Origin of the sequence: Streptomyces sp. NPDC021093, from assembly GCF_044333135.1 — a bacterium.
GTDB lineage: Bacteria > Actinomycetota > Actinomycetes > Streptomycetales > Streptomycetaceae > Streptomyces.
In genome coordinates, this window is record NZ_JBIRQJ010000002.1 from 390,626 (window position 1) to 409,374 (window position 18,749).

The following is an 18,749-nucleotide window of genomic DNA, read 5'->3' on the forward strand; positions in this document are numbered from 1 at the left end:
ATAGTGCCACCCGCACGGGTGGCGTGGCGATCAGGCGGAGGTTACGGCCTCTGCGCTCAGCTTCTTCACCCGGTCCGCGTCGCAGGTCCGGGGGCAGGTGGTGCAGGTGTCCTCGGGGCGCAGCGTGTAGAAGAGGCAGCAGGTGACGCGGTCCCGGGTGGGCAGTGATTCGCCGTTCGGACCGGTCAGCTCGCGGAAGCCCGCGGCGGCGCGGTACGGGCCCGTCGCGCCGGGCAGCAGCAGTTCGAGCTCGGCCATCGCGCGCCGCTCGTCGCCCAGCAGATGGGCGATGTACCAGAGGCCCTCGACGATCTCGTCCGTCGCCATGCCCCACAGTGCGTGCTTGCGGCGCCGCATGCGGGGCCCGAAGCCTTCGAGCACCGGCTCCAGCTGCTCCGCGAGCGCGGCCCGCGCCTCGGTCCGCAGCGCCTCCTCGTCCGGTACGACACGGGCGCCGGGCAGCGCCGCCGCCGGGTCGCCCGGCAGGCACGCGAAGCTGTCCACCCGTACGGTCATCCGGCCGAGCACCCGCTGGAAGGCGATGTCCCCGACCTTGATCAGGGGCACCCGGCGGTGCAGGAACCAGGGCATCGTCACCAGCAGGCAGGCGGGCCAGGCGTACCGGTGCAGGGCGAAGCTGGCGATCACGTCGGGGCGCGCCTGCTGTCCGTAGTCCCGCAGTACCTGTGCGTCGTCCCAGGCCAGGAAGGCGTCGAGGGCGGGTCCCGCCTCGGCCAGCTCGTCCGCGCCCACCCAGCCGCCGCCGCGCGGCGCCTGCTCGGCCGGATCCGTCAGCTCTCTCACGACCAGCGAGGGGAAGACCTCGGTGAGGCGTGCGTACGAATCCGCAACGGCGGAGGAGGCGGCGGGTCGCGCGGCGGGGGACGGCCGGAGGGCGGGGACGGTCATGCAGGGGACCACCGAATCGCATCGCGGGGGTGTGCAGCACGGACGAGCAACGGACGAGCACACGCGGGCTGTGCAGGTAAGCCTTACCTTACCCGATCACGGATGTGTTTGAACTGTCGGATGAGCCACCTAGGCTGCACACGGACATACGTACGCACAACGGAGGGTGGACCAGGTGGAGCAGCCCAGGGGGCGCCCGCCCGCGGTGCCCTCAGGCGTGCCCGCGCAGACCCGTGGCGAGCGGGCCAGGGGCGGGCCGGACCCGGGCGAGCAGAGCCGTGGCGAGCACACCCACAGCGGGCCCGCCGCGCCCCGGCTGGTCCGGCACTCCGTGCGCGGACAGATCCTCGACGCGCTGCGAGCCGCCCTGGTCAGCGGTGAACTGGCCCCCGGCGAGGTCTACTCGGGCCCGGCGCTCGGCGCCCGCTTCGGAGTGTCGGCGACCCCGGTCCGCGAGGCGATGCAGCAACTCGCCCTGGAGGGCGCCGTGGAGGTCGTCCCGAACCGGGGCTTCCGGGTCACCGAACGCGGTGCGTCCGACCTCTCCGATCTGGCCGAGATACGTGCCCTGATCGAGGTGCCGACCATGCTCAGGCTCGCCCGCACCGTCGACCCCGGCCGCTGGCGCGCGCTGCGCCCCCTCGCCGAGGCGGCCACGGCGGCGGCGGCGAAGGGGGACAGGGCTGCGTACGCGGAGGCGGACCGGGCCTTTCACGGCGCGGTGCTCGCCATGGCGGGCAACGCCCAGCTGGTGGACGTCGCCGCCGGGCTGCACCGGCGGGCACAGTGGCCGCCGGCCGGAGCGCCGGTGCCCCGGCGGGCCGACCTGGTGGCGGACGCGGCCGAACACACGGCACTGCTGGAGGCCCTGATCGCCCAGGACCTCCCCGCAGCGCAATCACTCGTACGAGAACACTTCACCAGAGCGCATTAGGAGCGCCCTTTAGGGGCGCGGGGCTGCGTCGGATCTGCGGCTCCGCCGCGTGGGCGCGACCAGCCCCCACCTGCCCGCGCAGGGACATGCGACCTCAAACGGCCGCCGCCGGCGGCGAAAGCTGGGCAGCCAGCCACGTGGGAACGCCGTCCAGCAAGTGGAAGAGCCGCGCCGCCTCCGCCCGCAGCCGACTCGCCTCCGGCTCCGGCTCCGCGTCCGCCAGAGCCGCCAGCGCCGGCGCCGTGCCGACCAGGTAGCCCAGTTCCTCCCTTATCCGCAGCGACTCCGCGAAACCGTGCCGTGCCTCCGCCAACTCCCCTTCGCGCAGGGCGAGTCCGGCGAGATGGCGCCAGGTGAAGGAGAGCAGCAGCGCCTTGCGGTGGGTGGTCGCGCCCGCGTGGGCCCTGCGGTACGCGGCCCGCGCCGACTGCGGGGAGTCCGAGAGGTGTTCGGCGACCAGGCCCCGGCGGAAGTCCAGGAGCGGGCGGTTGGGGGAGTTGGGGTGCAGCAGGGCCGCTGCCCTGCCGAGCGCCGAGCGGGCCTCGTCGGCCCGGTCCTGGACCCCCAACACCGTTGACGCGTAAGCGAGATGACCGCGTTCGCAGGCGGCGCTGCCGCGCTCGTCGTCGTCCTTGGCGAGGGCCTCCGCGCCGCGCAGAGCCTCCTCGGCCGCGGGCCAGCCGTGTTCCGTGAACAGACAGCGCTCCACGAGGAGCGAGGCCCGCTGGAGGGCGGCGGCCGCGCCGGGACGCGATTCCAGCAGGGCTGCCGCGTCGGCCCAGCAGCCACGGGAACGCAGTCGCCACACCGCCGTCTGGAGTGGCCCCCCGCCTCCCTCGAACCCCTCGAAGAACCTCTCTGCTCCGGCTCCTCCTGTGTCAGAAGTGGAACCCGACATGGCGGTGTCCGCCACATTGCCCTCCCCGAGCGCGCCATTGAGCTGTGAAGTCCGACCGGTCGACGTGCGGTCGTGCGCGCATCACAGCATGAAATGACGGATGGGGCCAAGGGGTCGGGTGAATGTTTTCACAAAGGGCGGTCACCGCTTGACAGTTGGGACCGGGCGAATTCCCGGTGACTTTTCGTCAGCTCATGCGCAGGGCCAGGAAGAAGTCCAGTTTGTCTTCGAGCCGGGAGAGGTCGCGCCCCGTCAACTGCTCGATGCGACCCACCCGGTAGCGCAGCGTGTTGACGTGCAGGTGCAGCCGGGTCGCGCAGCGCGTCCAGGAACCGTCGCTGTCGAGGAACGCCTCCAGGGTCGGGACGAGCTCCGCGCGGTGGCGCCGGTCGTAGTCGCGCAGCGGGTCGAGCAGCCGGGCGGTGAAGGCGCGGCGCACGTCGTCGGGGACGAAGGGGAGCAGGAGCACGTGCGAAGCGAGCTCGTGGTGTCCGGCGGCGGCGACCCGGCCGGGGCGTGCGGCGGCGACCCGGCGGGCGTGCCTGGCCTCCTCCAGCGCTCCGCGCAGACCCTCGGCGGAGTGCACCGGGGCGCTGACGCCCAGCGTCAGCCGGCCGTCGTCGGCGAGGCCGCCCGAGAGCGGGGCCTGGACGGCGGAAAGCAGGGTCTCCGCGTGCAGCCCGGGGCTCTCGGCCCCCTCCGGCTGGTCGGCGGCGACGGCGGGGAGCGGGACGAGCGCGATGGCCTCCTCGCCGCTGTGGGCCACGGCGATACGGTCGGCGGGCTCGGCCGCCGCCGTCGAGTCCGCCGGGACGGTGGGATCGACCAGGATCTCCTCAAGGAGCGCCTGCGCCGCGGGGCCGCTCTCCACGCTGCCGCCGTCCCACTCGACCCGGGCCACCACCACCTGCCAGTGCGGGGCCGCACCGAGCCCCGGCAGCAGTACGGGGGCCGCGACGCGCAGCCTGGCGGCGATCTCCGAGGGGGCCGCGCCCGTCTGGACCAGCTCCAGGACCTCCTGCGCGAGCCTGCGCCGTACCGTACGGGCCGCGTCGCGGCGGTCCCGCTCCACGGCGATCAGCTGGGTGACGCCCTGGAGCAGGTCGAGCCGGGCGGCGGGCCAGTCGCCCGCGTCGGCCTCGACGGCCAGCAGCCAGTCGGACAGCACGTTCTCCCGGACGTCGCGGGAGGCGGCGGTCCCGGCGATCCGGTCGGCCCCCCTGCCCGCCGTACGGATGGGGAAGAGCGAGTACGCGGTGGAGCCCAGGACCACCCGGTGCGGGCTGCGCCGTCCGGTGCGGCTGGCCGCCAGGTGCTCGGCGGCGAGCGCGGGGCCGACACCGGCGGGGAGCGGGGTGTCGGAGCCGGCGATCTGGCGGCCGACGGGGGAGAGCACCCAGGCATGCAGGTCCAGGTCGGAGGTGAGCAGGTCGAGGACGACCTCGGGGCCGCCGCCGGTCGGGCCCGACGTCATCAGCCGGCGGTGCCGGTCGACGACCGTCGCCAGGTCCCCGGCCCGCTCGCCCGACACCTGGCGCACGACGTGCTCGGTGATCGTCGCGAAGGCGACCGACTCGGCGACCGAGAAGAGCGGCAGCCGGTGCCGGGCGCACGCCTCGATCAGGTCCTGCGGGACGCTGCCCAGCTCGGCCTCGCCCGCCGCGAGGCCGACGACGCCGGCCGAGGCGAGCAGCCGTACGAAGGGCTCGGAGTCCTCGGGGGAGTGCCGCCAGGCCAGCCCGGTCAGCACCAGCTCGCCGCCCGAGAGGTAGCGGCTGGGATCACGCAGGTCGGTGGTCATGACGCCGCGCACGGTGCGGTCGAGCTCGTCCTCGCCGCCCAGTAGGCGCAGGCCGAGCGCATCGGTTTCCAGCAGGGCGCGCAGCCGCATCGTCGTGTCGCCGCCGTTTCTGTGTCGGGAGTGTGTCGGGTGGCCGGTAGTGGGTGGGCCGGTGACTGTGTCATTTGGGACGCATGTGAATTGCAGAGAGGTTACTGATCCCCTTCTTTCGTTCGAATCTACAAGACGTGATGGGCGACCAGCCAACTCCTTCATGGTTTCAGTGACTGCACCGGGCTCCCGGCGGCTTGTGTACTTGGGCCACCCCTGCATGAACAGGACATGAACCAGCTGTCCGAAACCTTGCGGAGGCCGCACCGCACAGTCGCCCCCCCCGAAACGAAGAGAGAGCCACTCATGGACTTCCTTCGCCCCGCCAGTCGGGAGGAGGCGCTCGCCGCCGAGGCCGGATCAGGGAGCACCTGCGCCCTGCCGACCAGTCCGGGCACCGCGCGGACGCCCATCCGGGTGAAGCGTGCGCGGCCGGTTCCTGCGGTGCGTCCCCGGATTCCTGCGGTACGTTCCCGGGCGCGGCGCCCGCGCCGGTCCGGCGCCATGGCACCACCGTGACCTCAATCACCGTCAGGCCCCTCGCACTCCCCGGGTGACGCGGCCTCCAGGAAGGTCGCACTTCCCTCCGCCCGCCCCCGGGGTCCCGACGACATCCGCCTCGCTAGCGGAAGTTGCACAGCACCATCAGCACCATCAGCACCATCCGTACAACCCGCACCATGCTCACCCTCGGACCGTCCTCCGGGTCGTGCAGCCCTCCAACCGTCCCCGAATTCCCGTACCGCCCGCGGTACTTGGGATGCCCCTTTGAACCTTGGGAGACAAGGCACCATGACCCAGCAGTCCACTGAGCCGAAGGCCACGGCGGAGGACGCCGGCGCAGGTACGCGCCAGCCCGCCGGCCGCTCTTGGCTCGACCGTTACTTCCACATAACGAAGCGGGGATCCACCGTCGCCCGGGAGGTGCGCGGCGGCATCACCACCTTCATGGCGATGGCGTACATCCTCCTGCTCAACCCGTTGATCCTCGGCGGCAAGGACGTCGAAGGCGGCATCCTCAGCCAGCCCGCCCTGATCACCGCGACCGCCCTCGCGGCGGCCGTCACCACCCTGCTGATGGGCTTCGTCGGCAAGGTCCCGCTGGCCCTCGCGGCCGGTCTCAGCGTCTCGGGCGTACTCGCCTCGCAGGTCGCACCCCAGATGACCTGGGGCCAGGCCATGGCGATGTGCGTCGCGTACGGCGTCGTGATCATGCTGCTGGTCGTCACAGGACTGCGCGAGATGATCATGAACGCCATCCCGCTCGCCCTCAAGCACGGCATCACCATGGGCATCGGCCTCTTCATCGCCCTGATCGGGCTGGTGAAGGCCGGGTTCGTGCACCCCGGCAAGGCGACCGTCCTCTCGCTCGGCCCGACCGGTGAACTCGCCGGCTGGCCCGTCCTGCTCTTCGCCGTCACCCTGCTGCTGATCTTCATGCTGCAGGCCCGCAACGTCCCCGGCGCGATCCTCATCGGCATTGTCTCCGGCACGGTCCTCGCGGTCGTCCTCAACGCGATCATCGACATCGATCCCAAGAGCTGGACCGGCGGCGCTCCCGAACTCAAGGGCAGCGCGGTCTCGATGCCGGACTTCTCGCTCTTCGGCCAGGTGCAGTTCACCGGCTGGGGCGATGTCGGCGCACTCACCGTCGGCATGATCGTCTTCACCCTGGTGCTGGCCGGCTTCTTCGACGCGATGGCCACCATCATCGGCGTCGGCACCGAGGCCAAGCTCGCCGACGGCAAGGGCCGCATGCCGGGCCTGTCCAAGGCGCTGTTCATCGACGGCGCGGGCGGTGCCATCGGCGGCGTCGCGGGCGGCTCGGGACAGACCGTCTTCGTGGAGTCCGCGACGGGTGTCGGCGAAGGCGCCCGTACGGGCCTGTCGGCCGTCGTCACCGGCCTCTTCTTCGCGGCCTGCCTCTTCTTCACCCCGCTCACCGCGATCGTCCCGGCGGAGGTCGCCTCCGCGGCCCTGGTCGTGATCGGCGCGATGATGATGCAGAACGCGCGGCACGTGGACTGGGCCGACCGCGCCACCGCCGTCCCGGTGTTCCTCACGGTCGTCCTGATGCCGTTCACGTACACCATCACCACCGGTGTCGCCGCGGGCGTCATCGCCTGGACCGTCATCAAGGTCGCCCAGGGCAAGGCACGCGAACTGGGCGTCTTCATGTGGGCACTTACGGCGATCTTCATCGTTTACTTCGCATTGCACCCGATTGAGAGCTGGCTCGGCGTCGGGTAGGAATATCCGTACGAACGACCTGTGGACCCGCCGCCTCCACGCAACCGTTCGCCGACTGCCGAGGAGGGCGCCTTGCTGGACATCGCCGATGAACTGCACCGGTGGGCCCAGCAGGGAAGGGAGTTCGCCGTGGCCACGGTCGTGGCCACGCACGGAAGCTCGCCCCGGGAGCCCGGAGCCGCCCTCGCCGTCGACAGCGAAGGCACGGCCATCGGGTCGGTCTCCGGCGGATGCGTGGAGGGGGCGGTCTACGAACTGTGCCGACAGGCCCTGACCGACGGCGGGAGCGTGGTCGAGCGCTTCGGCTACAGCGACGAGGACGCCTTCGCCGTTGGTCTGACCTGCGGCGGAACCCTCGACATACTCGTCACGCCGGTACGGGGCGACTCACCCGCCCGCGCGGTTCTGGTGTCCGCCCTGGCCGCCGCCGCGCAGGGGACAGCGGCGGCCCTCGCCCGGATCACCGAAGGGCCGGTGGAACTCGTCGGGCGCGCCCTGCTCGTCCGCTCCGGCGGCCACCCGGACGGCCACCTCGGCGGTTCGTACGAGGGAGGGTTCGGCGGACACCCCGAACTGGACCGCACGGTGGCGGCGGAGGCCCGCGCGATGCTCGACTCGGGCCGCACCGGCGGTCTCGTGATCGGCGCGGACGGCTCGCGCTGCGGACAGCCGCTGACGCTGCTCGTGGAGTCGAGCGTGCCGGCCCCGCGCATGATCGTCTTCGGGGCGGTCGACTTCGCTTCGTCGCTGGCACGGGTGGGGAAGTTCCTGGGCCACCACGTGACGGTCTGCGACGCGCGGCCCGTCTTCGCGACGGAGGCGCGCTTTCCCGCGGCGGACGAAGTGGTGGTGGACTGGCCCCACCGGTACCTGGAATCCGTCGCGGCGGACCTGGACGGGCGGACGGTGCTGTGCGTCCTCACCCACGACGCGAAGTTCGACGTGCCGCTGCTGGAGCTGGCCCTGAGGCTGCCGGTGGCGTACGTGGGCGCCATGGGATCGCGCCGCACGCACCTGGAGCGCAATGCGCGACTTCGTGAAGTCGGCGTCACCGAGATCGAGTTGGCGCGGCTGCGGTCACCGATCGGGCTCGACCTGGGGGCGCGGACGCCGGAGGAGACGGCACTGTCGATCGGCGCGGAGATCGTGGCGGCGCGGAGGGGCGGGACGGGGGTTTCGCTCACTGGGGCGCATACGCCGATTCATCATGACGGGGGGAGTGGGGTGGTGGGGAGGATCGGGGAGGTGGCGTAGGGCGTCGCCGTCGCCGTTGTGTTCCGGGTCCGGGTCCGGGTGTGTTGCGCCTGCGGCGGGCGATGCCCCTCCCCACCCCTTCCCTAAACCGCTGGCCGCGGGGCAAAGACTGTTCACGGCTGGCGCCGGTGGGGGCTGATGTCCCGGGCTGTGCCCGGTGCACGGCTGCGCCGTGCGTCCTCAAACGCCGGACGGGCTAGTTCCCTCACCCGTCCGCCCTCTTCGGCTCGCTCTCCACCCCTTCCTGACGCACCGTTAATTTCGCGGCCCGGGTGCACCAGAAGCCTCCTCACTCTTGACGCGCACATTGCCCTGGGCAACTCTCGTGCGGGAACCGCTCCCGCACGTCCTTGCGACCCAGGAGTGCCTCATGCGACCCGAACCGCCCACGCCGCACACGCCACCCACGCGCTCCGTGCCGACCCTGGGCCCCGCGAAACACACCCGGCCCGCGCGCCCCTTCGGCCGCCGCGTCCTCGTTCTCGCCGCCCTCCCCCCGCTCGCCGCCGGTCTCGTCTGGGCCCTGACGTCCGTTCCCGCGTCCGGTGCGCCGGAGCCTGCCGCCGGGCCGCCCGCGCCCGCCCTCGTCGGCAGCCCCCGCCTCTACACGCCGCTCGCCAACCCCGATGCGTACAAGCAGGCCCTCCGGCTCGCCAACAGCGGCCGCACCCTCCGGGAGGCCGCGGCCGTCATCCGTATGGTGCGGACGCCGCACGCCGTCTGGTACGGGGACCAGAAGCCGGACGTGGTCGAGAGGGACGCGCGCGCCGTCGCCCGTGACGCCGACATCGACGGCTCGATCCCCGTCTTCGCGCTCTACAACATCCCCGGCCGCGACTGCTCCAACTACTCCGGCGGCGGCGCGAGCACCACCGCCGAGTACAAGGAGTGGATCGACGCCGTCGCCCGCGGCATCGGCAAGCGGGACGCGATCGTCGTACTGGAGCCCGACGCCCTCGCGCTCCTCCCCTCCGACTGCGGCCAGGACGACGCTCAGGGGACGAAGACCGCCGCCCGGTACGAAGAGGTCAATCACGCCGTCGGCACCCTTGCCGCGCTCCGCCACACCCGTGTCTATCTCGACACCGGCCACTCCGCCTGGCACGACGTCGCCAGCATCGTGCCGCGCCTCGTCAAGGGCGGCATCAAGACCGCGACCGGCTTCTACACCAACGCCTCCAACTACCAGACCGACGACGCCAACTCCTGGTACGGGAAGCTGATTTCGAGCTGTCTCGCGTACGTCGAGGCCGGCGGCAAGGCCGAGTCCTGCCCCTCCCAGAAGGGCCCGCGCCCCGAGGCCCAGGCCTGGCTCGACAAGAACGTGACGACGCCGCCCTCGAAGATGAAGCACTTCGTCACCGACACCAGCCGCAACGGGAAGGGCGCCTGGACGCCGCCCGCCGGGAAGTACACCGACCCGCAGGACTGGTGCAATCCGCCGGGGCGCGGGCTCGGCGTCCGGCCCACCACCCGCACCGGCGACCCGCTGCACGACGCCAAGCTGTGGATCAAGACGCCGGGCGAGTCCGACGGGCTGTGCCTGCGCGGTACGGCAGGGCCCAAGGACCCGGAGCGGGACACCGTCGACCCCAAGGCGGGCGACTGGTTCCCGGACCAGGCCCTGGAGCTCGTACGGCTGGCGAACCCGCCGATCCTGCCGGGCGGCGGAGCGGGCGGGGGCGCGGGGGTGGCCGAGGGGGAGCCCGATCCCGGGCGGTGACGGCCGTGCCGGGCGGCGGGCCCGGCCCTCAGCGCACCTCGATGCCGATCAGGCAGGTGTCGTCGTCGGTGTCGGAGCGGCTGTGCGTCAGCAGCCGGTCCAGGTGCTTCTCCAGCTCCGGCGGCGCCTTGCCCGCCAGCGCCAGGAGCTGCTCCAGGGACTCCTGCACGGTGCGGTCGCGCCGTTCGATCAGCCCGTCCGTGTACATGAGCAGCCGGTCGCCGGGCTCCAGCGTCAACTCGTTCTCGGTGTACGGGGCTTCGCCGACCGCGCCGAGCAGGATCCCCGGCGGCATCGGCAGCGCCGCCGCGGCTCCGTCCCGTACCAGCACCGGCGGCGGATGGCCCGCACGGGCCCAGCGCAGCAGCCGGGTCGTCGGGTCGTAGACGCCGCAGATCGCGGTGGCGGTGACCTGCTCGGTGAGGTGGTGGGCCACCGAGTTCAGCCAGCCCAGGAGCTGGGCGGGGCCCGCGCCGGTCGCGGCCAGGCCGCGCAGCGCGTTGCGCAGGACGACCATGCCGGTCGCGGCGTGGATGCCGTGGCCCGCGACGTCGCCGACCGCGAGGAGGACCTTGCCGTCGGGCAGCGCCACCGCGTCGTACCAGTCGCCGCCGACCAGGTGCTCCTCCTCGGCGGGCCGGTAGCGCACCGCCACCAGCAGCCCGGAGGTCTCCACCGCGTCCCGGGTGGGCGGCATGATCGCCTGCTGGAGCTGGAGGGCGAGCCTGTTCCTGGCCGCCGACTGCTCCTCGGAGTCCGCCAGCCGGTCGCGGGTCGCGGCGAGCGCCACCTCGGTCCAGTGCTGGGACGACACGTCCTGGTAGGCGCCGCGTACGGACAGGATGTTCCCGGCCGGGTCGGTGACCGGCTCGGCGACTATCCGGATGTGCCGCATCACCCCGTCCGCGCGCCGCAGCCGGAAGGCCGTGGACGCCGAGTGGCGGTGGTGCAGCAGGGTGCGCAGGAAGCGGCCGATGGTCACCGAGTCGTCGTCGTGCGCGTGGTGGTGGAGGCGGTCCAGCGGTACCGGGGACGAGCTGGGCGGAAGCCCGAACAGAGTGAACAGCTGGTTGTTCCACAGGACCTCGCCGGTCACGGTGTTCTCCTCGAACCCGCCGATCCTGCCCAGGCGTTGGGCGTGCTGGAGCAGCGAGGCGAGCCGTGACGCCTCGTCCTCAAGACGCCAGCTCAGCAACACGCTGTCGCCGTACCGGCCCGCCCCGACCGACGCCACCGACACCAACGGCACCTCGTCCACCTGGGAGTTGAGGGTCATCCGGCCGGCCTGGAACGGTTCACCGGTCGCGTGCACCCTCAACAGGTGTTCGTACAGGCCGCCCTGATGGGCGGTCAGCGGGTACGCCTCCAGCCAGCGCATCCCCGTCAGTACGGAACGGGCGCGGCCCGCGAGGTCGGCGAAGCGCTCGTTGGCGTACGCGATCTGGAAGTCCACGACGTTGTCGCAGTCGTCGAGCAGCGGCAGCAGCACCAGCGCCGGGTCGAGCAGCCCGTCCGCGAGGTCGGCCAACGGGCCCGCCTTCTCGTCGGCGGGCGATCCTGCCGACGCGGCGGACACGTCGATGCCCGGCAGGGTGTGCGCGCACAGGTCGGCGAGCGCGTCGAGCTGCCGGGTCGCGGCGGGCGTGAGCGGCGGCTGCGGCTGCGGCCAGCACACTTCGAGCACGCCGAGGATGCGGCCGCCCACCTCGGCGGGCAGGATGCTGCGCGCACCGTCGGTGCCCTGCCGCAGGCCGATGCCGGGGGCGTCGGCGGGCAGCGTCCCGTACCAGCGGGGGCGGCGCTCGGTCAGCACCTGCTGCGCCCAGGTCGCCACGCCCGGCGGTACGTACCGCCAGCGTTCGGCCTCGCCGCGGGAGAAGCCCGCGTGCCCGGCCAGTATCAGCGCACCGTCGCGCCCGGCCGCCCACAGCGCCAGCGCACTCGCGCCCAGCGGCGCGAGCGCCCGCTCGAAGAGCGACCGGGCGGCGGTCTGCGCGTCACCCGTCATCGAACCGGTCTCGGCGGTCCGCAGCCGCAGTACGGTGCCGGGCCCGGTGCTCGTGTCGTGCGCGGACGGCGAGGGGTAGGCGGACGTGGGCAGCGCGTCGGCCATGTGGTCGCCCGCCGCCCCGTTGACGATGTCGGCGGCCAGTTCGAGCAGCGGCACCCGGGCCGACTCGGCGAGGCGCTCCAGATGGAGCGAGGCCTCGGCGGGCCCGCCCTGGCCGCGCTCCACCAGGATGCCGGTGGCGATCCCGATGAGCGCGCGGGCGTCGGCGGACTCCTGGGAGAGGGACAGATCGCGGCGCAGCTGCTCGATGGTGGCGGCCAGCGCGTCCAGCGGCCGCGGCTCGCCGGCCGCGGAGCGGGCCGGGGGTACGGGGATGCCGTACGCCGCCGGATCCGGAGCCGGGAACGAGGTCGGAGCAGGCAGCCGAGCCGTCGCGGGGTCCGGCAGACGGGCTTCCCCGTCCCCCGGGTACGGTGTCGGTTCTCCGTTCACCGGGCGAGCCACATGCGCATGCGGTCCACGAGGTCGCCCGCGTCGACCGGCTTGGTGATGTAGTCGCTGGCACCGGCGGACAGACACTTGTCCCGGTCGCCCTCCATCGCCTTCGCCGTCACCGCGATGATCGGCAGGTCGGCGTGCTCGGGCATGGCGCGGATCGCGGCGGTCGCGGCGTACCCGTCCATCTCGGGCATCATCACGTCCATCAGGATCAGCTCCACCCCGCCGTGCAGGGCGAGCACTTCGAGTCCCTTGCGGCCGTTGTCGGCGTGCAGGACGCGCATGCCGTGCAGTTCGAGGATGCCGGTCAGCGCGTACACGTTGCGCGCGTCGTCGTCGACGACCAGCACCACCCGCCCGGCCAGGTCGAGCAACCCGTCGAGCGCGGGTTCCACCGCGAGCTCCACCTCCACCACGGGCGCGCTCGGACGCACCAATGGCAGTACGTCGGCGGGCCGTTCGGCCGTCAGATGCAGGGCGATCCGCTCCCGCAACTCGTCCAGGCTCGGCAGCAGTTCGAGGGGCTTCGACTTCGACCAGTCCAGGATCCGCCGCTCGTGCACCGCCTCCAGCGGCCGGGTGTGATGGGCCAGCACCGGCACCTGGCGCAGCGCCGGATCGCCGTCCAGCGCCTCAAGCAGCCGCATCGCCGACCCGCCGGGCATGTCGAGGCCGATGACCACACAGTGGCACGGGTCCGATGCCAGCGCCGCGGCCGCCTCCTCGGGACCGACCGCGGTCCGTACGTGCACGGGGCCCCTGGTGTCCGGCAGCGACCCCTCCGCCAGCTCGGCCACCGCGCTCTCCGCGACCAGCGAGAGCAGCCCGCGCGGCCGGTCCTCTATCACCAGGAGCCTGCGCTGCTGCGCCGGTACGACGGCGGAGGGCGCGCCGAACCCCGACGCGTCACCGGCCCGGTGGGCGGCCGGGTCCGCGTAAGCGGCCGGGGACTCGAAGCGGGCCACCGGGATGTACAGCGTGAAGGTGCTGCCCTCGCCGGGGGCGCTGGTCACCTGGATCGCACCGCCGAGCAGGTGCGCCATCTCGCGGCTGATCGACAGGCCGAGGCCGGTGCCGCCGTACTTGCGGCTGGTCGTGCCGTCGGCCTGCTGGAACGCCCCGAAGATCGCTTCGAGCTGCTGCTCGGCGATGCCGATTCCGGTGTCCATGACGCGGAAGGCGACCGCCGGGCCGTGCGGACGTACGAGGGGCGGCAGGTCGGCGCCGACCGCCGGGTCGATGCGCAGCTCCACCGCGCCGGCCTCGGTGAACTTCACCGCGTTGGAGAGCAGGTTGCGCAGCACCTGCCGCAGCCGCGAATCGTCCGTGACCAGCTCGGCGGGCGCGCCGGGCGCCACGCTGATCCGGAAGTCCAGACCCTTCTGCGCGGTCATCGGCCGGAAGGTCGCCTCCACGTAGTCGAGCAGCTTGCGCAGCCCCACCGGCTCCGGGTTGACGTCCATCTTTCCGGCCTCGACCTTCGACAGGTCCAGGATGTCGTTGATCAGCTGGAGCAGGTCGGAGCCCGCCGAGTGGATGACGCCCGCGTACTCGACCTGCTTGGGGGAGAGGTTGCGGGTCGGGTTCTGGGCGAGCAACTGGGCGAGGATCAGCAGGGAGTTGAGCGGGGTGCGCAGTTCGTGGCTCATGTTCGCCAGGAACTCCGACTTGTACTTCGACGCGATGGAGAGCTGCTGCGCGCGGTCCTCCAGCTCCTGCCGGGCCTGCTCGATCTCCAGGTTCTTCGCCTCGATGTCCCGGTTCTGCGACGCCAACAGGGCTGCCTTCTCCTCCAGTTCGGCGTTGGAGTGCTGCAACTCCTCCTGCTGCGACTGGAGTTCCTCGGACCGTGACTGCAACTCGGAGGCCAGTCGCTGTGATTCGCCGAGCAGTTCGTCGGTACGGGCGTTGGCGACGATCGTGTTGACGTTGACGCCGACCGTCTCCATCAGCTGCTCCAGGAAGTCCCGGTGCACCGGGGTGAAGCCGCCCACCGAGGCCAGCTCGATCACGCCGAGGATCTGCCCCTCGACGGAGATCGGCAGTACCAGCAGACTGCGCGCGTCCGCCGAACCGAGGCCCGACGACACGGTGACGTACCCCGGCGGCAGGTCGTCGACGGCGATCGTACGGCGGCTGCGGGCCACCTGGCCGACCAGCGACTGACCGGGCTCGAAGCGGACCGGGCGGTCCTGGGCACTCATGAAGTGCCCGTACCAGCCGATGAGTTCGAGCTCGGCGTGGTGCGCGGCGTCGTGCGCGAGGTAGAAGGCGCCGTACTGCGCGCCGACCAGCGGCGTCAGCTCGTCCATGATCAGCTCGGCGACGACGGTCAGGTCGCGCTGGCCCTGCATCAGGCCCGAGATACGGGCCAGATTGGTCTTGAGCCAGTCCTGTTCCTGGTTGGCGCGGGTGGTCTCGCGCAGGGACCCCACCATCGAGTTGATGTTGTCCTTGAGCTCGGCCACCTCGCCCGACGCGTCCACCGTGATGGAGAGGGTGAGGTCGCCCTCGGCGACCGCGCTGGTCACCTCGGCGATGGCGCGGACCTGCCGGGTGAGGTTCCCGGCCAGCTCGTTCACGTTCTCGGTGAGGCGCTTCCAGGTGCCGGAGACGCCCTCGACCTCGGCCTGGCCGCCGAGCCGTCCCTCGGAGCCCACCTCGCGGGCGACGCGGGTGACCTCGGCGGCGAACGACGACAGCTGGTCGACCATCGTGTTGATGGTGGTCTTGAGCTCCAGGATTTCGCCGCGCGCGTCGACGTCGATCTTGCGGGTCAGATCGCCCTGCGCGACGGCGGTGGTCACCTGGGCGATGTTGCGGACCTGCCCGGTGAGGTTGTTGGCCATCGAGTTGACGTTGTCGGTCAGGTCCTTCCAGGTGCCCGCCACGTGCGGCACGTGGGCCTGGCCGCCGAGGATGCCCTCGGTGCCGACCTCGCGGGCGACCCGGGTGACCTCGTCGGCGAAGGCCGACAGGGTCGTCACCATGGTGTTGATCACGCCGGCGAGGGCGGCGACCTCGCCCTTCGCCTCGACGTTGATCTTCTGCGAGAGGTCGCCCTTGGCGACGGCGGTCGCGACCTGGGCGATGGAGCGGACCTGCCCGGTCAGGTTCGACGCCATCACGTTGACGTTGTCGGTGAGGTCCTTCCAGGTGCCCGAGACACCGCGCACGGTGGCCTGGCCGCCCAGATTGCCCTCGGTGCCGACCTCGCGGGCCACCCGCGTGACCTCGTCGGCGAAGGCGGAGAGCTGGTCGACCATCGTGTTGATGGTCTCCTTCAGCTCCAGGATCTCGCCGCGCGCGTCCACTCGGATCTTCTGCGAGAGGTCGCCCTTGGCGACGGCGGTGGTGACCTGGGCGATGGAGCGCACCTGGGCGGTCAGGTTGTCGCCCATGACGTTGACGGACTCGGTGAGGTCCTTCCACGTACCGGAGACGCCCTGTACGTCGGCCTGGCCGCCGAGCCTGCCCTCGGTGCCGACCTCGCGGGCCACCCGGGTCACCTCGTCGGCGAACGACGAGAGTTGGTCGACCATCGTATTGATCGTGTTCTTCAGCTCGTGGATCTCGCCCTGGGCGTCCACGTCGATCTTGCGCGTGAGGTCGCCCTTGGCGACCGCCGTCGCCACCTGGGCGATGTCGCGCACCTGGGTGGTCAGGTTCCCCGCCATCGCGTTGACGGAATCGGTGAGGTCCTTCCAGGTGCCGTCCACGCCCGGCACCTCGGCCTGGCCGCCGAGCCGCCCGTCGGTGCCGACCTCGCGGGCGACGCGGGTGACTTCGGAGGTGAAGAGCGACAGCTGGTCGACCATGCCGTTGAAGACGAGCGCGATCTCACCGAGCAGGCCGTCGCGGTCGTCGGGCAGCCGGGTACCGAAGTCCCCGTCCCGTACGGCGGTCAGACCGGCGAGGAGCTGGCGCAGCTCGGGCTCGCCGACGGAGCCGGGAGACGTGGGGGCGGCAACGGAACCGGTGGGCGCGGGCGCCGAGTTGGTGCCGCCGGCGGGCTTCGGCTTCGCGGTCCTGGTGGTCCTCGTGGCGGTACGGCGGGCGGGGCGGGCCTTCGGGGCCGGTGCGGTGTCTGCTGCGGGGGGCGGGGACGGGGACGGGGACGGGGCCGTGGCCCTGCCCACGGTCGTGCTTGTCACGGTGCCGGTTCCGCTTCCGGTTCCGGTGTTCGTGCCGGTGTCCGTCGCCGTCCCGCCGGTGGCGGCCGCCGTCGACAGGTCGGTCGTCCGGCCTGCCGTCTGGCTCGTCGGACTCCCGGCCGCGGCAGCGGCCTTCGTGCCGACGCGGGCCGTCGCGCGCCCGCCTGCTTCGGAACCCGTAGTTCCCATGGTCTGACCCACCCCTTTGCGACTTGCTCGAAACCGGCCCGCGCAGGGGGCGGTACCAGTACGACCAGCTCACTTCCGAACGGGCGTTCCGTCGGCCATGGTGCCACAGTTGTCGTACGGCAATTTATTGCTGTGCACCGCCCGTTCGCCGCTCTCCCGCTGGCGTCGGGCAAGGAAGGGGGCTGTTCCCGGAGTTCATGCCTGTCACTGGAAAGGGTATGTGTTCGAGTGCATGCCCGGAACTGGTGCGTGCAAGGAGGGTCCACATATGGCGGAGACCGATACGGGAGCGGGAGCGGACCGGCCCCGGGGCCGCGCCGAGAGCGAGGACGAGCGGGCGGACCGGCAGTGGGCCGAACTGGTCCAGGAGATCCGGGTGGCGCAGACCGGTGTGCAGATCCTCTTCGGCTTCCTGCTGACCGTCGTCTTCACCGCGCACTTCCAGGACCTCGGTCAGACCGACAAGAACATCTACCTCGCCACCGTGGTCCTCGGTTCCCTCGCCACCGGCGCCCTCATCGGCCCGGTCTCCTTCCACCGGATCGTCTCCGGCCGCCGCATCAAACCGCAGGCCGTGGCCTGGGCGTCCCGGCTGACCTTCCTCGGGCTGGTCCTGCTGCTCGCCACGCTGTCGGCCGCACTGCTCCTCGTGATGCGGGTGGCCACGCACAACGCCTTCGCGCCGTGGCTCGTCGCCGGAGTGGTCGCCTGGTACCTCCTGTGCTGGTTCGTGCTGCCCTTCTGGGCCCGCTGGAAGCACACCGCAGAGGACACCGACTGACGGCGGCGCGCATCGGGCGGATCAAGGGCTTTCGGCGGGGGATTCGGGACCTTCGGCCCTCGGGGGACGGCGGTGCGCTTCCTACTCTGAAAGATCACCGAGCACCCCCGCCCCGTTCCGCCCTGCCCTGCCCTGCCCTGCCCCGCTCTGCCCTGCCCCACCGTCCTGCCGGGCCCCGAAGAAGCACGAGGAAGAATGCGCCGCTCCGTCACCTCCGCCGTACGCATACCTGTCGCGGTGACCGCGTTCGCCCTCGCCGCGACGGCCTGCGGAGGCGAGGGGGTCCGCGCGCTGACCCCGGCCGAGAACGCCGTGGCCGCCGACGTCGAGCCCAAGGCCCCCGGCGCTCCGGCCGCGGCCGCGACCCCGGCCGCACCTCCGGCCGCGAAGCCCGCCCCGCCCGCCGTGAAGATCACCGGTACGCCCCGCCGGACGGTCTCCCCGCAGGTGGCCCCGCTGAACGGCAGCACGGTGGGCGTCGGCCAGCCCCTCGCCCTGGTCCTCAAGGGCCGCAAGGTCGACAAGTCGCTGCGGGCCGGGATCGAGGGCGCGCTCAAGGTCACCACCTCCACCCCGCTGACCGGCGCCTGGCACTGGACCGAGGCCAAGGGCGACACCCTGATCCACTTCCGCCCCGAGCACTACTGGCCGGCCGGTACGAAGGTCACCCTCGACGCCCGTCTGGCCCGGGTGAAGCTGTCCGACGGCACCGCCGTGGACCGCGACCGGAAGATCTCCTTCACCGTCGGCGACTCGATGGTCAACAAGGTCGACCTGGCCGCCCACACCATGACGGTCGTGCGCAACGGCGAGGTCGCCCGGGTGATCCCCGTCAGCGGCGGCGAGAAGCGCTTCAAGACCCGCGAGGGCATCAAGACCGTCCTCTCCAAGGACGGCCGCGTGATCATGGACTCGCGCACCATCGGCATCCCCCGCGAGAGCCCCGACGGGTACTACGACCCGTACAACTGGAGCATGCGCGAGACGGTCAGCGGCGAGTACATCCACGCCGCCCCCGACAACGCCGAGGCCTTCGGCAAGGAGAACGTCAGCCACGGCTGCATCGGCATGTCCGAGGCCGACGCCAAGTGGCTCTACGGCCTGAGCCGCGTGGGCGACGTCATCGAGGTCACCGGTACCACCGGCAAGCCGATGGACCACTTCGGCAACGGCTACGGCGACTGGAACCTGCCCTGGAGCCAGTGGCTGGCCGGCAGCGAACTGGGTGAACGGCCCACCGGCTGAGCCGAGTCGGGG

11 protein-coding genes are annotated in these 18,749 nt (G+C 72.0%); 6 read left to right on the forward strand and 5 right to left on the reverse strand.

Features of this window, described 5'->3' with window-relative positions; genetic code table 11:
• Window positions 1-30: 30 nt before the first annotated feature.
• A complete protein-coding gene (locus ACH4SP_RS06760; RefSeq protein ID WP_398410475.1) occupies window positions 31-909 on the reverse strand; it encodes a (2Fe-2S)-binding protein in 879 nt (292 codons plus the stop codon).
• A 175-nt stretch (window positions 910-1,084) separates the two neighbouring features.
• On the opposite strand from ACH4SP_RS06760, the gene ACH4SP_RS06765 reads away from it, so the two are divergent.
• On the forward strand, window positions 1,085-1,843 hold the full coding sequence (locus tag ACH4SP_RS06765) for a GntR family transcriptional regulator (RefSeq protein ID WP_398410480.1): 759 nt from the start codon (window positions 1,085-1,087) through the stop codon (window positions 1,841-1,843).
• 94 nt (window positions 1,844-1,937) lie between these two features.
• Here the strand turns inward: ACH4SP_RS06765 and ACH4SP_RS06770 are convergent, their stop codons facing one another.
• Window positions 1,938-2,756, reverse strand: a complete 819-nt coding sequence (locus tag ACH4SP_RS06770; RefSeq protein ID WP_398410483.1) for a hypothetical protein — start codon at window positions 2,754-2,756, stop codon at window positions 1,938-1,940.
• Window positions 2,757-2,928: 172 nt separating this feature from the next.
• Window positions 2,929-4,632 (reverse strand): PucR family transcriptional regulator, encoded by a 1,704-nt coding sequence (locus tag ACH4SP_RS06775; protein WP_398410486.1) that lies wholly within the window; start codon window positions 4,630-4,632, stop codon window positions 2,929-2,931.
• A gap of 792 nt (window positions 4,633-5,424) precedes the next feature.
• On the opposite strand from ACH4SP_RS06775, the gene ACH4SP_RS06780 reads away from it, so the two are divergent.
• The 3 genes from ACH4SP_RS06780 (at window position 5,425) to ACH4SP_RS06790 (ending at window position 9,859) form a co-directional block, all read left to right on the forward strand.
• Entirely contained in the window at window positions 5,425-6,882 is a 1,458-nt protein-coding gene (locus ACH4SP_RS06780) for an NCS2 family permease (RefSeq protein WP_398410489.1), read from the forward strand.
• Window positions 6,883-6,954: 72 nt separating this feature from the next.
• Window positions 6,955-8,136 (forward strand): XdhC family protein, encoded by a 1,182-nt coding sequence (locus ACH4SP_RS06785; protein WP_398410492.1) that lies wholly within the window; start codon window positions 6,955-6,957, stop codon window positions 8,134-8,136.
• 370 nt (window positions 8,137-8,506) lie between these two features.
• On the forward strand, window positions 8,507-9,859 hold the full coding sequence (locus ACH4SP_RS06790; RefSeq protein WP_398410495.1) for a glycoside hydrolase family 6 protein: 1,353 nt from the start codon (window positions 8,507-8,509) through the stop codon (window positions 9,857-9,859).
• Between the two features lie 28 nt (window positions 9,860-9,887).
• On the opposite strand, the gene ACH4SP_RS06795 is transcribed toward ACH4SP_RS06790, so the two are convergent.
• Complete coding sequence (locus ACH4SP_RS06795; protein WP_398410498.1) at window positions 9,888-12,362, reverse strand: SpoIIE family protein phosphatase; 2,475 nt, start codon at window positions 12,360-12,362, stop codon at window positions 9,888-9,890.
• Window positions 12,359-16,711, reverse strand: a complete 4,353-nt coding sequence (locus ACH4SP_RS06800; protein ID WP_398410502.1) for a HAMP domain-containing protein — start codon at window positions 16,709-16,711, stop codon at window positions 12,359-12,361. Before ACH4SP_RS06800 ends, ACH4SP_RS06795 begins: the two co-directional genes overlap by 4 nt.
• Before the next feature lie 268 nt (window positions 16,712-16,979).
• Here ACH4SP_RS06800 and ACH4SP_RS06805 point away from each other — a divergent pair, with 268 nt between their 5' ends.
• Both ACH4SP_RS06805 and ACH4SP_RS06810 read left to right on the forward strand, forming a co-directional pair.
• Window positions 16,980-17,492 carry a DUF6328 family protein gene (locus tag ACH4SP_RS06805; protein WP_398410506.1) on the forward strand — a complete coding sequence of 171 codons (513 nt, stop codon included), beginning with the start codon at window positions 16,980-16,982 and terminating at the stop codon, window positions 17,490-17,492.
• Between the two features lie 195 nt (window positions 17,493-17,687).
• Window positions 17,688-18,737: an Ig-like domain-containing protein gene (locus ACH4SP_RS06810; RefSeq protein ID WP_398410510.1), complete on the forward strand. Its 1,050-nt coding sequence runs from the start codon at window positions 17,688-17,690 to the stop codon at window positions 18,735-18,737.
• Window positions 18,738-18,749 lie beyond the last annotated feature (12 nt).

Coding starts and splice junctions, on each gene's coding strand:
- ACH4SP_RS06760 (WP_398410475.1), bottom strand. CDS start 909: ATGACCGTCCCCGCCCTCCGGCCGTCCCCCGCCGCGCGACCCGCCGCC.
- ACH4SP_RS06775 (WP_398410486.1), bottom strand. CDS start 4,632: ATGCGGCTGCGCGCCCTGCTGGAAACCGATGCGCTCGGCCTGCGCCTA.
- ACH4SP_RS06780 (WP_398410489.1), top strand. CDS start 5,425: ATGACCCAGCAGTCCACTGAGCCGAAGGCCACGGCGGAGGACGCCGGC.
- ACH4SP_RS06790 (WP_398410495.1), top strand. CDS start 8,507: ATGCGACCCGAACCGCCCACGCCGCACACGCCACCCACGCGCTCCGTG.
- ACH4SP_RS06800 (WP_398410502.1), bottom strand. CDS start 16,711: ATGGGAACTACGGGTTCCGAAGCAGGCGGGCGCGCGACGGCCCGCGTC.
- ACH4SP_RS06805 (WP_398410506.1), top strand. CDS start 16,980: ATGGCGGAGACCGATACGGGAGCGGGAGCGGACCGGCCCCGGGGCCGC.
- ACH4SP_RS06810 (WP_398410510.1), top strand. CDS start 17,688: ATGCGCCGCTCCGTCACCTCCGCCGTACGCATACCTGTCGCGGTGACC.